16 protein-coding genes are annotated in these 13,720 nt (G+C 62.8%); 9 read left to right on the top strand and 7 right to left on the bottom strand.

The window, feature by feature from the left end:
• Positions 1–2: 2 nt before the first annotated feature.
• Together phoU and phoB are read left to right on the top strand one after the other, a co-directional pair.
• The gene (phoU, locus tag FJ428_RS28665) at positions 3–710 is read left to right on the top strand and encodes a phosphate signaling complex protein PhoU (protein WP_140500575.1); all 708 of its coding nucleotides are present in this window, start codon (positions 3–5) and stop codon (positions 708–710) included.
• A 19-nt stretch (positions 711–729) separates the two neighbouring features.
• The gene (gene phoB / locus FJ428_RS28670) at positions 730–1,419 is read left to right on the top strand and encodes a phosphate regulon transcriptional regulator PhoB (protein WP_140880644.1); all 690 of its coding nucleotides are present in this window, start codon (positions 730–732) and stop codon (positions 1,417–1,419) included.
• Positions 1,420–1,426: 7 nt separating this feature from the next.
• On the opposite strand, the gene FJ428_RS28675 is transcribed toward phoB, so the two are convergent.
• Positions 1,427–2,668: an ROK family protein gene (locus FJ428_RS28675; protein WP_140880645.1), complete on the bottom strand. Its 1,242-nt coding sequence runs from the start codon at positions 2,666–2,668 to the stop codon at positions 1,427–1,429.
• A gap of 259 nt (positions 2,669–2,927) precedes the next feature.
• Between FJ428_RS28675 and xylF the strand changes: the two genes are divergently transcribed.
• From xylF to FJ428_RS28695, 4 genes are all read left to right on the top strand, one after another.
• Positions 2,928–3,968, top strand: a complete 1,041-nt coding sequence (xylF, locus tag FJ428_RS28680) for a D-xylose ABC transporter substrate-binding protein (protein ID WP_140500579.1) — start codon at positions 2,928–2,930, stop codon at positions 3,966–3,968.
• A gap of 142 nt (positions 3,969–4,110) precedes the next feature.
• The gene (locus tag FJ428_RS28685) at positions 4,111–5,463 is read left to right on the top strand and encodes a sugar ABC transporter permease (protein ID WP_140500580.1); all 1,353 of its coding nucleotides are present in this window, start codon (positions 4,111–4,113) and stop codon (positions 5,461–5,463) included.
• Between the two features lie 15 nt (positions 5,464–5,478).
• Complete coding sequence (locus tag FJ428_RS28690; RefSeq protein WP_140500582.1) at positions 5,479–6,279, top strand: ATP-binding cassette domain-containing protein; 801 nt, start codon at positions 5,479–5,481, stop codon at positions 6,277–6,279.
• Positions 6,280–6,415: 136 nt separating this feature from the next.
• On the top strand, positions 6,416–8,038 hold the full coding sequence (locus FJ428_RS28695; RefSeq protein WP_140666450.1) for a CHASE domain-containing protein: 1,623 nt from the start codon (positions 6,416–6,418) through the stop codon (positions 8,036–8,038).
• A gap of 202 nt (positions 8,039–8,240) precedes the next feature.
• Here FJ428_RS28695 and FJ428_RS28700 read toward each other — a convergent pair whose 3' ends face one another.
• The 5 genes from FJ428_RS28700 to FJ428_RS28715 all read right to left on the bottom strand — a co-directional run bounded on the left by FJ428_RS28700 (position 8,241) and on the right by FJ428_RS28715 (position 11,323).
• On the bottom strand, positions 8,241–8,486 hold the full coding sequence (locus FJ428_RS28700; protein ID WP_140500585.1) for a YMGG-like glycine zipper-containing protein: 246 nt from the start codon (positions 8,484–8,486) through the stop codon (positions 8,241–8,243).
• Positions 8,487–8,668: 182 nt separating this feature from the next.
• A complete protein-coding gene (locus tag FJ428_RS30445) occupies positions 8,669–8,839 on the bottom strand; it encodes a hypothetical protein (protein ID WP_181167424.1) in 171 nt (56 codons plus the stop codon).
• A 129-nt stretch (positions 8,840–8,968) separates the two neighbouring features.
• Positions 8,969–10,000 (bottom strand): PAS domain-containing sensor histidine kinase, encoded by a 1,032-nt coding sequence (locus FJ428_RS28705; RefSeq protein ID WP_140880646.1) that lies wholly within the window; start codon positions 9,998–10,000, stop codon positions 8,969–8,971.
• 177 nt (positions 10,001–10,177) lie between these two features.
• Positions 10,178–10,342, bottom strand: a complete 165-nt coding sequence (locus FJ428_RS28710) for a DUF1328 domain-containing protein (RefSeq protein ID WP_006203859.1) — start codon at positions 10,340–10,342, stop codon at positions 10,178–10,180.
• A gap of 186 nt (positions 10,343–10,528) precedes the next feature.
• On the bottom strand, positions 10,529–11,323 hold the full coding sequence (locus tag FJ428_RS28715; protein WP_140500589.1) for a response regulator: 795 nt from the start codon (positions 11,321–11,323) through the stop codon (positions 10,529–10,531).
• Between the two features lie 219 nt (positions 11,324–11,542).
• On the opposite strand from FJ428_RS28715, the gene FJ428_RS28720 reads away from it, so the two are divergent.
• Both FJ428_RS28720 and FJ428_RS28725 read left to right on the top strand, forming a co-directional pair.
• Positions 11,543–11,746: a NepR family anti-sigma factor gene (locus FJ428_RS28720; protein ID WP_181165418.1), complete on the top strand. Its 204-nt coding sequence runs from the start codon at positions 11,543–11,545 to the stop codon at positions 11,744–11,746.
• Between the two features lie 3 nt (positions 11,747–11,749).
• Positions 11,750–12,301, top strand: coding sequence for an RNA polymerase sigma factor (locus FJ428_RS28725; protein ID WP_140500591.1), 552 nt, complete (start codon positions 11,750–11,752; stop codon positions 12,299–12,301).
• Positions 12,302–12,373: 72 nt separating this feature from the next.
• Here FJ428_RS28725 and FJ428_RS28730 read toward each other — a convergent pair whose 3' ends face one another.
• Positions 12,374–12,823 carry a response regulator gene (locus FJ428_RS28730; protein WP_140500637.1) on the bottom strand — a complete coding sequence of 150 codons (450 nt, stop codon included), beginning with the start codon at positions 12,821–12,823 and terminating at the stop codon, positions 12,374–12,376.
• Between the two features lie 44 nt (positions 12,824–12,867).
• Between FJ428_RS28730 and FJ428_RS28735 the strand changes: the two genes are divergently transcribed.
• Complete coding sequence (locus tag FJ428_RS28735) at positions 12,868–13,629, top strand: Crp/Fnr family transcriptional regulator (RefSeq protein ID WP_140561578.1); 762 nt, start codon at positions 12,868–12,870, stop codon at positions 13,627–13,629.
• Positions 13,630–13,720: the final 91 nt, after the last annotated feature.

A 13,720-nucleotide genomic window follows, 5' to 3' on the forward strand; every position in this document is an offset into this window, starting at 1 on the left:
TCATGGCCGAACACACAGTCGCAGCCTTTGACGAAGATCTCGGACAGATCAGCAGGCTGATCCGCGACATGGGCGATCTCGCCTCATCGATGGTCGGCGGCGCGACCAAGGCGCTCCTGAATTCCGACAACGCGCTCGCCCAGCGCGTCGTCTCCGACGACGCCATCATGGACGCGCGCCAGCGCGAACTCGACGACCGCGCCATCACCCTGATCGCCAAGCGGCAGCCCATGGCGGACGATCTGCGCCATGTCGTCGGCTCGATCCGCATGGCGGGCGATCTCGAACGCATCGGCGATCTCGCCAAGAACATCGCCAAGCGCGTCGGCACCGTCGGCCTTGCCGCCACGCCGCGCGACCTGTCGCACTCCATCGACGCCATGGCGCAGCTTGTGCTGATCCAGGTGCAAGGCGTGATCGAGGAGTATGCGGCGCGCGATGCCGCGGCACTTGCGAAGCTGCGCGCCGACGATGAACGCATCGACGTCAAATACACGTCGGTCTTCCGCGAGCTGCTGACCTACATGATGGAGGATCCGCGCAACATCACCGCCTGCACGCATCTTTTGTTCTGCGCCAAGAATCTCGAGCGCATCGGCGATCACGTGACCAACATTGCCGAAAATGCCTATTATGTGCTGACCGGCACGCAATTGCCCGCCAATCGCCCGAAGCAGGACGAGACGGCGATGTCGGCGCCAGCGGCTTGACGGCAGGGGTGACCAGTCGATGATCGCGCCATGCATCATGGTGGTGGAGGACGAGGAGCCGCTGGGTGTGCTGCTCCGTTACAATCTGGAATCGGAGGGTTATCAGGTAGAGGTGGTGACGCGCGGCGACGAAGCCGAGATCCGCTTGCAGGAGAATGTCCCTGACCTTCTTGTGCTCGACTGGATGGTGCCGGCGGTGTCCGGCATCGAGCTCTGCCGCCGTCTCCGGATGCGGCCCGAGACCGAGCGGCTGCCGATCATCATGCTGACGGCGCGCGGCGAGGAAAGCGACCGGGTGCGCGGTCTCTCCACCGGCGCCGACGACTATCTGGTCAAGCCGTTCTCAACGCCGGAATTCATGGCACGCGTCAAGGCGCTGCTGCGCCGCGCCAAGCCCGAAGTTCTGTCCAGCGTGCTCAAGGTCGGCGACATCGTGCTCGACCGTGAATCGCACCGGGTCTACCGCAAGAAAAGCGAGATCCGGCTCGGGCCGACCGAGTTCCGCCTGCTCGAATTCATGATGCGACATCCCGGCCGCGTGTTCTCGCGCAGCCAACTGCTCGACAATGTCTGGGGCGAAACGATCTATATCGACGAGCGCACCGTGGACGTGCATGTCGGCCGGCTGCGCAAGGCGGTCAACAATGGCCGCATGCCTGACGTGATCCGCACCATTCGGGGCGCGGGGTATGCGATTCGCGAAGACTAGGGATATGTCACGCAACGTTCTCGCCCACGCCTGATTTCGCCTGTGCCCCCGGCGCGAAAATCTCCTGGTCGACGAAGGTCAGCGCGCGCATGGCGCAGCCCTCGCGGATCAGTGGCAGTTCGTTCGGCTCGGTGTCGAAGGAAATCGATTTCGAGTGCTGGCCGCCGGCGGTCTGGGCAATGGCCTCGCGCAGAGCCGGCTCGATCAGGTCGAAGGCGGCGGCGCTGACGCCGACCATGGCGACCGGCGCCGGATCGATCAGCGCGAACAGGCTGCCAAGGCCGTAACCCAGCGCCTCGCCGGCCTTGCGGTAGGCTTCGCGCTCCGGCCCGTCCTTTTCGCGCGCCGAGGCCGCCAGGGTGCGCATGTCGGCGTCGCTGACGTCGACGGGCTCGGTGTCCTCGCCAAGCTGCCTCGCGTTGCGCCAGATGGCATAGTTGCCGGCATAGGCCTCGACGCAGCCGCGCCGCCCGCAGCGGCAGAGCGCCCCGCCGGGGCGATGGATCATGTGGCCGAACTCGCCTCCGGATGAATGGGTGCCGGTGAACAGTTCACCCTTCAGCACCAAGCCCATGCCGATGCCGTGCGACAAAAGGATGGCGATGAAGTCGTCGCGGTAGCGCTGGGGATCGCGCCAGCGCAGCGCCACCGCCATCATGTTGCAATCGTTCTCCATGGTGGCTGGAATGCCGAACTCGGTCTCCAGTATGTCGGCGAAGGCGATGTCGGTCTGCGGCGTGATCGGCGACCACAGCATGGCGCGCGCATCCGTGTCGGTGATGCCCTGGATCGCCAGCGCGATGCGGGCGATGCTGCCGACGTCGAGGTCGGGATCCTCGAACCGCCGCCTGACGATGGCCACGCATTCGCCGATCAGCGCCTCGCGCGACAGGGTGAGCGTGTCCAGCCGGCGCTGCTCTTCAGATATCACCTGGCCGGCATAGTCGATGACGGCGACGGAGAGAAAATTCAGCGACAGCACCACGGTCATCACCGCCGCGGCTTCAGGGTTGAGGCCGAGGCCGACCTGCGGCCGGCCGCGTTTCAGAGCACCGGCCTCGCTCGGCTTGCTCTGCGCCAGGATGCCTTCGCCAATCAGGTCGGAGGAGATCGCCGATATGGTGGAATGGCTGAGCCCGGTGGTCGCGGCAATCTCGGTGCGCGAGGGCTGCCCGGCACGGCGCACGGCCGCGATCACCATCGCCCGGTTGCGTCGGCGCAAATCATCGTGGCGGATTCCGACCGACATGTTTCTCGCATCCTCCCCGTCGCCGCGTTCTCTCCCCAGGACCCCGACGACCGTCAAATAGTGGCAGAACCGGCCTTGGCTGTCATTATTTATTCCGGAGCTCGAAAAAAATTCACGAGGACATCAAAATACATCAGAATCGACGTTGACAGCGTTCCGACGATGGACCAGTGTTTTTTCGAGGCTCGAAAAAATAGAGCCTTTGTGCCGGCCTACGGGCCTGTTTGGTCGCGCCATACGCGGCGCAGGGAGGATTAAGATGAAGAGATTCACAGCCGCCATCCTGGCGGGTGTCGCCATGTCGCTGACGCTCGCGTCGGTCGCGCAGGCGAAGGACAAGGTCATCGGCGTTTCCTGGTCGAACTTCCAGGAAGAGCGCTGGAAGACCGACGAGGCCGCCATGAAGAAGGCGATCGAAGCCGCCGGCGACAAGTATATTTCCGCCGACGCCCAGTCCAATCCCGGCAAGCAGCTCACCGACGTCGAGAGCCTGATCTCCCAGGGCGCCAATTCGCTGATCATCCTGGCGCAGGACGCCTCCGCCATCGGCCCGGCGGTGCAGAAGGCGCTCGACGAAGGCATTCCGGTCGTCGGCTATGACCGCCTGATCGAGAACAAGGACGTCTTCTATCTGACCTTCGACAACAAGGAAGTCGGCCGCATGCAGGCCCGCGAAGTGTTCAAGGTGAAGCCGGAAGGCAACTACGTCTTCATCAAGGGCTCGGGTGCCGATCCGAATGCCGATTTCCTGTTCTCGGGCTCCATGGAAGTGCTCAAGGACGCCATCGACAGCGGCAAGATCAAGAATGTCGGCGAAGCCTATACGGATGGCTGGCTGCCGGCCAACGCGCAGAAGAACATGGAGCAGTTCCTGACCGCCAACGACAACAAGGTCGACGCGGTCGTCGCGGCCAATGACGGCACTGCCGGCGGCGTCGTCGCGGCGCTGACGGCTCAAGGCCTGGCCGGTACCGTTCCGGTCTCGGGCCAGGACGGCGACCACGCGGCGCTGAACCGCATCGCGCTCGGCACGCAGACCGTGTCGGTGTGGAAGGACGCGCGTGAACTCGGCAAGAATGCCGCCGAGATCGCCTCGCAGCTGGCCGACGGCAAGAAGATGACCGATATCGCCGGCGTCAAGGACTTCACAACGCCCGGTGGGAACACCGTCAAATCGCTGTTCCTGACCCCGGTTGCGATCACCAAGGACAATCTCAACGTCGTCATCGACGCCGGCTGGATCAAGAAAGACGAGGTCTGTGCCGGCGTCGCGGCGGGCAGCGTAGCGGCCTGCAACTGATCTTCCATTTCATGCGATGAACGCCGCGGCTGCCAAGCCGCGGCGTTTTTTCAAGAAAATTTGTTTTTCCGCCCCGGGCGGGTAACTTCTAGGCTGGCTTCCGTCATCCCGCATCGGACGGGCAGGCCGGTGGGAGAAAATCATGACCGATACGACGTCCAACCCGCAGGCCGACACCGCGCGTGCGTCGGAACTCGGCGCCGTCGCCCGGTTCCTTAAGGCGACCGAGATCGACACGCGCATGCTCGGCATGATCGGCGCGCTGCTGCTGATCTGGATCGGGTTGCATGTCTTGTCCAGCCTGCGTCTCGGCGTCAATCCGCTCGATTTCGACAGCCGTACCTTTCTCACGCCGCGCAATCTGTGGAACCTGTCGGTGCAGACCTCGGCCGTCGCCATCATGGCCTGCGGCATGGTGCTGGTCATCGTCATGCGCAATATCGATCTGTCCGTCGGTTCCGCCGAAGGGTTGATCGGCATGGTCATGGGCTTCGCCCAGGTGCATTTCCTGGTGCGCTTCGTCGGGCTTGAGCTTGGCAACCCATGGATCTGGGTGCTGGCGCTGGTCATCGGCCTGGTGCTCGGTCTGTTGATCGGCGCCTTCCAGGGCTTTGTCATCGCCTATCTCGAAGTGCCGGCCTTTATCGTGACGCTGGGCGGGCTTCTGGTCTGGCGCGGTGCGGCATGGTGGGTTACCAGCGGCCAGACGGTGGCGCCGCTCAACGCGACGTTCCAGCTGATGGGCGGCGGCCCGGCCGGATCGATCGGCGCGACCTGGAGCTGGGTGGTCGGTATCGCCGCCTGCCTTGCGGTGGTGCTTGCGCTGTTCAACGGGCGGGTACAGCGCAAGCGCTTCCGTTTCCCGCTGCGTCCGATCTGGGCCGAGACGCTGATCGGCGTGCTGACCTGCGCCGTCATCATGGGCGCGGTTTGGCTGGCCAATTCCTATCCGTGGCCAGTCGGCATCGTGAACAGATATGCAGCCGCCAACAACATAACCGTGCCCGAGGGCGGCCTGTTCATCGCCCACGGCATCGCCATACCGGTGCTGATGGCCATCGCCGTCGGGCTGGTCATGACCTTCATCACCAAACGCACCCGTTTTGGTCGCTATGTCTTTGCCATTGGCGGCAATCCGGAAGCAGCCAACCTCGCCGGCATCAATACACGCTGGATCACGATGAAAGTGTTCATGATCATGGGCGTGCTGGCCACGATCGCCGCCGCGATCTCGTCAGCCCGGCAGAACTCGGCCACCAACGTGCTCGGAACGCTCGATGAATTGCTGGTGATCGCGGCGGCCGTCATCGGCGGCACATCGCTCGCCGGCGGTTCGGGAACAATCATCGGCGCCATGCTGGGCGCGCTTTTGATGCAGTCGCTGCAATCCGGCATGGTGCTGCTTGGCGTCGACTCGCCGCTGCAGAGCATCGTCGTCGGCGCCGTGCTGGTCATCGCGGTGTGGCTCGACACCGTCTATCGCAAACGCGTTTGAGGGAGGAGGACAATCATGGCTGACAGGATCGCTCCCGCCGGCAACCCGCTGGTCGACATGCGCAACATCTCAATCGCGTTCGGCGGCATTCGCGCCGTCGACGATGCCTCGATCGATCTTTTCCCCGGCGAGGTCGTGGCCCTGCTCGGCCATAACGGCGCCGGCAAGTCGACACTGATCAAGATCCTGTCGGGCGCCTACAAGCGTGACGCGGGCCAAATCTTCGTCAACGGCGAAGAGGCTTCGATCTCCAACCCGCGCGATGCCAAGAAATACGGCATCGAGACGATCTACCAGACCCTGGCGCTCGCCGACAATGTCGACGCCGCCGCCAACCTGTTCCTCGGCCGCGAGCTGAGGACCGCCTGGGGCACGCTCGATGACGTCGCCATGGAGGCCGAGGCGCGCAAGGTGATGGGCAGGCTCAATCCCCGCTTCCAGCGCTTCAAGGAGCCGGTGATCAAGCTGTCGGGCGGACAGCGGCAGTCGGTGGCGATCGCACGCGCGATCCTGTTCAACGCCCGCATCCTGATCATGGACGAGCCGACGGCAGCACTTGGACCGCAGGAAACGGCCCAGGTCGGGGAACTGGTCAGGCAGCTCAAGTCCGACGGCATCGGCATCTTCCTGATCAGCCATGACATTCACGACGTATTCGAACTGGCCGACCGGGTGTGCGTCATGAAAAACGGCCAGGTCGTCGGCACTGCCCGCACCACCGATGTGACCCAGGACGAGGTGCTGGGCATGATCATCCTGGGCAAATGTCCGCCTGGCGCCATTCCCGGACCAGGCGCGTTGAAGATCGCTGCCTGAAGCCTGCTGGCCTGAGCCCGTTACCGATCTGCCGATCAGGTGATATGCCAGCCGGCGGGATGGCTTGGCCTTGCCATTGTGTTGACCGGGCGACTTGCCCATAAAGGGCTCACATGCTGATAGGCCGCATTATCCGTTGAAGAAGCTTTTTCCAATCGTCGCTTTCGTTGCCGTTGCGCTGATCAGCATGACAATGGCGGGGTTCGCCTATTTCGCGACGCAAGAGGCGGCTCGCATCAAGTTCGACGCGACCGCGGACGATGCGCTCAACCGTATCGAGAGCCGGATCGACCTGCAGCTGTCGCTGCTGCGCTCGTCGCAAGCCTTGTTCGACGCCCGCAATGGCGACATCTCGCAGAGCGAGTTCAAAGCGTTCTTCAATGCCCTCAATGTCGATACCAATTTCGCCGGCCTGCGCGGCATCGGCTTTCTCCGGCTGGTGAAAGCAGGCGACGAGGCGACGGTCGAGCGCGACATGCTGCATGACCAGGGCACCAGGCGTGCGATCTATCCGGACACCACCCAGCCATGGCGGACGCCCGTTGTGCTGTTCGAGCCGCTCGACCCGTCCAATAAGGCCAGCATCGGCTATGACATGTTCACCGAGCCCGTGCGGCGCGCGGCAATCGAGAAGGCAATGGCAGATGACCAGCAGCACGCGAGCGGGCTGGTGCAACTCGGCCAGGACACGGGTGCAGCACAGACCTTCACCGGCTTTCTCGTCTTCGTGCGGCTCAACGTCGAGACCGCACCTGATGCCATAAACGCATCGCGATCCTCGACGGTAGGCTTTCTCTACGCGGCCTTCCGGGCCAGGGAGTTGTTCCAGATCGCGCTCAGCCGCGCGCCGCTGCTGCCGGTCAACACCGAAATCTACGATGGCGGCGTCGATCCGGATCATTTGCTGTTCCGGTCGGAGACGCCGCCCGTGTCGGGCTTTGGCGACAGGCTGTTGGTCACCCGCAAGATCAGCGTGGCGGGCCGTCCGTGGACCGTGCAGTTCAGGCCGACAAGCGCCTTCTCGCAGCCATCGTCGCGGGCCATCCCAGTCATGCTCGGCCTGTTCGGGTTGCTGCTGGCCGGCGCCATCGCGCTTGTCGCGCGCTATCAGGAGCGAGCCTACGAGGCAGCATCGCTGCTGCATGAGACGACGGAAAAGAGCCTGCTCGAAAAGGATTTGATGCTGCAGGAGATGAAGCATCGCATCAAGAATTCGATCACGCGAGTGCTGGCGATCGCGCGCCAGACCGCGTCACGTGCCAGCGACGTCAATGAGTTCTCGGCATCTTTCTCGGCCCGGCTACAGGCAATGGCCGCGTCCCAGGACATGCTGACGCGCTCGCGCTGGCAGAAGGCGGATCTCGGCGATCTCCTGCGCATCGAGCTTGGCCAAGTGTTCGGAAAGGAGCTGCCGGAAGAGCTTTTGTCCGGGCCGGAGGTGCTGCTTGACGAAACCACGACGCAGGCACTGGGCCTCACCTTCCACGAACTGGCAACGAATGCGCTGAAATATGGCGAGGCCGGCAATACGGTCGGCGCCCTCAGGATCGAATGGTCGGTCGAAGGGCGCGGGCGTGACCGGGTCTTGGCTCTGAGCTGGCAGGAAACCGGGCAGAAGAAGGTCGACGCCCCGGCCACGACCGGCTTCGGCACCAAATTGATCGACCTCAATGTCACGCGTGAGCTGCGTGGCACGATCCACCGCGATTATCGCGATGACGGATTGAATGTGGAAATCAGGATTCCGCTGCCGGCGTGAAGGCCATCGGGCCTTGGCGGAATCGCTCCAGGCTTCACGCGGCGGCCAATAAATTGCCGCGCCGCTGCCGGGTTCGCGAATGAGCCCGGCAGCGCGCGATTCAAGTTGCTCGGAGCGGTTCAGCGTCGATAGATCGCCGATCCGCTCCTTGCTCGCAATTCCGGCGGGAAAACCGCTCCGCGCTTTTCCCGCCCGAATTGCCTTAGTTGCAGCGAGCCGTGTAGATGCGACCCCGATGATCGCGATACTGGCAGTATCCATTGCGCAGGTTGCGGACCAGCAGGCCGGAGCCGGCACCGACGGCCGCGCCGATCAGCGCGCCCTTGCCGCCGCCGACCAAGCCGCCCACGCCGGCGCCGATCAAGCCGCCGCCGACGACATCCTGCTCGGTCGAGGTACAGCCGCTGACGGCGACCACGGCAGCCATGGCAATAAGAATTTTCCGCATAGGGTCACTCCTCACTTCGTGTCCTCACTTTAATAAGCTCCAGCCGTCACTTAGCATGAAAAAACGACCTTTGCTGCTCCAATTTATTGTTGGTGAAGAGAGTCTTTTTCTGGGCGCAGCTTTCCGATGCCTCGGCCGCCGAAAAACCCGAGCGATGTGCGCGCGCGAACGTGGGGGCGGGATCAGGCCAGCTGGGACAGGGCGATCAGGACAATTGCCGCGGCCAACGCCGGAGCGACGATGGGCAGGATGCCATGAGCAACCGGCGATGCCGTGGATGTCTCGGGATCCTGGAATTCGCTCATCGAAATGCGAGCGGCCTGCTCGAGTCTGTTGATATCGGCGACCGTCAAGGCGCTCCTCCCCACTATGCTGCGGCAAAGCCCTCGAAAGCATGCTCGTCGGCTCGGCAGTTCCATCGGTATCTGGCAAAAACAGCATCTGCTTCTATGGTGAACAGCCGGTTAAAAAATGGCGGTCGCCTACTCCGTCTCGAAATTGCCGTGCGGAACAACGAGATGGTATTCGAGGCGACCATCCGCGATCTCGAGGCGCGCCGTTCCGTTCAGGGAAGAGGGCACTACGCGTTCCAGTGCGACGCTGCCGAAGCGCTTTTTGCCCTCTTGGTTGCTGTCGGTTCCTATGGTTTCGGCCCAGGTCAGCGACAGGGCAATGCCGCCATCGGCGGCGGTGTCGAGGACGGCGGTCACTTCGACGAAGCCCTCCGGCCGCGACAGGGCGCCATAGCTGACCGAGTTGACGGCCAGTTCATGCATCGCAAGGCCGATATGCAGCGCGGCGTTGGGGTTGAGGTAAGGATTTGCGCCGCGGAAGCGAAGGCTGTGCGACGCGTCCGTCCCGTAGCGGCCGACCTGACCGGCGACGAGTTCGCGAAGGGCAGCACCGCGCCAGTTGGAGGAGGTTACCAAATCCTGGGAGGAGGCCAGCGACTGGAGCCGGCCGCGAAAGCGGGTCAGGAAATCGCCGATGCTGTCGGAATAGCGTCCCGTCTGGGTGGCGATGCTCTGGATGATTGCCAGCAAATTCTTCGAGCGGTGCGTGACTTCGCGCAACAGCGTCGTCAGCGTCTGTTCGCGGCGTCGCTGCTCGGTCGTCTCGACCATGGTGGTGACGACACCTTGCACGTCGCCGGCCTCGCCATGGTCGGCGTCGATCCAGACCTGAAACCAGCGCATGCCGTCCTCCATCGGGACGCCGATCTCGAGGCGCTGCGGATCGCCGCTTGCGACGACGTTGCGCTTGGCAGCGCCAATGCGGTCGGCCTGTGCCGGCGGCAGGATGCCGTCGCCCTCGCTGCTGTCGGCGGCCCAGGGCGCACGCATGTTCCGCGCCCAGACCGTTTTCATGTCGCGGTCCTGGTAGAGGACGGAAATGCCGGCATTGTGCAGTGCGTGGAGAAGCGCCCGGCCAAGTTGCATGCCGCTTTCGGCGGGATGCAGGGCGATCTCGTCGCCCCGCTCGTTCTTCTTGGTATCTCGAGCCCTGGAACGCATCCGACCTGTTCACCCAACTCAGGCTGAACGGCTCACCGTCCAATGGGTTCCAAGGCAGGTTTTCCGGGAACCAGACGCCCAAAAGCGGTCCGCCGGGCGGCGTCCTTGTGGGACACCACCCGGCGGTGGCTGGAAACCGTTTGAGGGGTGCGGCTTCCAGTGTTCGCCTGATAACTCTCAGGCCCGTCTGAACAGGCCGGCGAGAAGCGAAATGATGAGGAAAGCGAGAAAGATGAAGAACAATATCTGCGCTATCCCGGCAGATGTACCGGCAATGCCGCCGAAACCAAGCGCGCCGGCGATGATTGCCACGACAAGAAATACGAGCGCCCAGTAAAGCATGGTTCCATCTCCTTCCAACTATGTGAGAAAAACGTGGGTGGATGCGGTTTGTTCCACTTTTCGCCGAAAAAGACGATCCCCCCACGCACCATCGTGGCGCGGAAAAGCAAGGCGCGGCCAGCGGAACCTTCCGGCTGGTCGCGCCCTGCTTTTGCGCGCGTTTGCGGCGACTTCAGTTGCGCATCGCTATGCGGCTGCTTTCGCCTGCCGGTCGAAGAACAGAGCCTGGCTGATCAACGCCTTGACCATGTCCGGGTTGAACGGCTTCGTCACCAGGAAAGCCGGTTCGGGCCGCTCGCCGGTCAGGAGACGCTCGGGAAAGGCGGTGATGAAGATCACCGGCACGGAAGTCGACGACAGAATCTCGTTCACCGCCTCGATGCCCGAGCTGCCGTCGGCGAGTTGGATGTCCGCGAGCACCATCTTCGGCCGCGTCTTGCCGAACATCGTCACCGCTTCGGCATGGGTGCGGGCGGTGCCGACGACCCGATGGCCCAGGCTCTCGACCATCTCCTCTATATCCATGGCGATGAGCGGTTCATCCTCGATGATCAGCACGTCGGTCGCCACCTGGCGGGAAATCTCGTTGCTCGCCTGGGCAAGCAGTTCTGAGAATTCCTGTTCGCCGACGCCAAGAATTTCGGCCGCCTCATCCTCGCTGAAACCCTCGACGGCCACCAGAAGGAAGGCCTGGCGGGGAAGCGGCGCGATCGCGTTGAGATTGGCCGCAGCGCGCTGTTCCCATGCCGATTGCGCCTGTTCTTGTGGAACGCGGATGGCGACGGACGTGAACAGTTTGGCGAAGACCTTGTACAGCGCGATGCGGTCGCTGGATGCCTCGGGAAAAATATCGACATCGGCGATGATGGCCTCGAGCATCGCGGCAACCAGCGCGTCGCCGCTCTCCTGCGATCCCGATACGGCACGCGAGAAGCGGCGCAGGAACGGCAGGTGCGGAGCGATGGTGGCGGATAAACTCATGACGGACGTCTCCCTCAGATGACGTGATTGACTAAAAATGCAGGTCAAGCCCCATTGCAAGCCCCAACGACACAAACGCGGGCTTTCGCAAAAAGTTCCGGCCCCGGGAACTAATACGCCTGAACAGCGTTTGAGTTGGGGATGGGCAACCAGACGAGGATGCCGCTTGTGTTGTGTTGAGTTATGTTGAGCGGCTATGGGGCTGGATTAAAGGGCGAAATGAAGGAAATGACGAAAGATGTCTTGACTGGCGCCTCAATCAGGCGCCGGAACGGCGTGGGCGACCCGCTCGGGCCGAATTCCGAAATCGGACGCAAACTCAAGCAGTATTACGACGAGCTGGTCTCCGACGATGTGCCGGATCGTTTCGCGCAGTTGCTCAGCCAACTGGAGCGGGCCGAGCCCGCACAGAAAAAGGACTGAGGCATGGCAACGGTCTCACAAGGCTTCAAGACCGATCTGCTTGGGGCAATACCGAGCTTGCGTGCCTTCGCAGTGTCACTGACGCAGAATGCCGACAAGGCCGACGACCTGGTGCAGGAAACGCTGGTCAAGGCCTGGGACAAGCATGAGAGCTTTCAGCCCGGTACCAACCTGAAGGCATGGCTCTTCACCATCCTGCGCAACGAGTTCTATTCGCAGATGCGCAAACGCGGCCGCGAGGTGCAGGACAGCGACGGCATCATGACAGCCAGGCTTGCGGTGCATCCCGCCCAGCACGGCCAGCTCGACCTCAAGGATTTCCGCGGTGCGCTCGAGCAGCTGCCCGAAGACCAGCGCGAGGCCATCATCCTCATCGGCGCCTCGGGCTTCTCTTACGAGGAGGCGGCCGAGATTTGCGGTTGCGCGGTCGGGACGATCAAGAGCCGCGTCAGCCGAGCCCGCACGCGCCTGCAGGAGATACTGAAAATCTCCGGCGAGGACGAGTACGGTCCCGATGCGATCTCAGCACAGGTCACTGGCACGGCGGCGCACTAAAAAAGCGTCGCATCGAAACGGCTGACAGAATCGCCATCGCATCCGCTCTGACTCTTACGCGATGCGACGTCGTCAGGCGGGCGGGACTCGTCCGCAGGCCCGGGCCACCGCTTCCACAAGATCTTCGCCCGAATAAGGTTTGCTGACCAGCCTTATCCCTGGAAAGGCAACCTTGATCTCGTCCGCATCCGAATAACCGGAGGCAAAGACGAAGGGCACGCCCGTTTCACGCAGGCGCGATGCAAAGTCGAAAGTCGGAGTGCCCCCCAGCATGAGGTCGACGATCGCCGCATCGAATTGGGTGGCAACCTGTCGGCCATCGATCTCGGCCAGGTCACGGACAAGCACCACGTCGTCGGCGCCGTGATCACGGCAAAGCTGCTCGACATCCATGGCGATGAGAAATTCATCTTCCAGGACAAGAATGCGCAATCCGTCAAGCAAAGGCGACACAGGCAATGGCTCCTTGAAACGCAGCGAGTCATGATCGCTATTTGACGCGCTGTCATTTAAAAAAGACATGCCACCGCAGCGGCTGAGCCCGCGGCTCTCGAGGAGCGGTCGAAATGTCAATCCAGAACGGCCTTGCTTCCTCCAGCCGCCGGTACGATTGCGAGAATTGCCCACTGCGGCCGCTGCCGGGTTTCCGCAAATTCGAGAGATCGGAACTGGCCTTCATCGACAAATTGAAGAAAGGCGAGCTCGCGGTCGACAAGGGCGCAACGGTGCTGGTGGAAGGACGCCGCAGCGCCCATCTCTACACGGTGCTGTCGGGCTGGGCTTTCCGTTACAAGCTGTTGTCGGATGGCCGCCGTCAAATCCTCAACTACGCCGTCCCTGGAGATCTCATCGGGCTGCAAGGCGGCGTGATGGGCGAAATGCAGCATTCCGTCGAAGCCTTGTCGCCGATGCTGCTTTGCGTGTTCGAGCGGGAGTCCCTGCATGAGCTTTTCCGCAACCATCCGGGCCTGGCCTATGACATCACCTGGATCGCGTCGCGCGAGGAGCGGATGCTGGACGAGAACCTGCTCAGCGTCGGCCGCCGCAGCGCGATCGAGCGCACCGCCTATCTCATCGCCTTCATCGGCAGCCGGGCCAAGGCCGTTGGCCTCAATGGCGGGCGGTTCACCCGGATCGCGTTCACGCAGCAGCACATCGCCGATACCCTCGGCCTGTCTTTGGTCCATACCAACAAGACGATTCGCAAGCTGATGGATCGCAAGCTGATCGCTTGGCGCGATGGCGGCTGCGAGATCATCGATCATGAAGGGTTGAAGCAGCTTGCCGGCTGGGAGGGGCAGGGCAAGGAACGGCGGCCGCTGATCTGACCGGATGCAGGAGGACCCGTTTTGAGCTAGGGTCCAGATCGATGGAACCAGGATGGCCTCTATCCATTGGATTGAGCGTGATCTTTTCGGC

Source organism: Mesorhizobium sp. B2-8-1 (assembly GCF_006440955.1).
Lineage (GTDB): Bacteria > Pseudomonadota > Alphaproteobacteria > Rhizobiales > Rhizobiaceae > Mesorhizobium.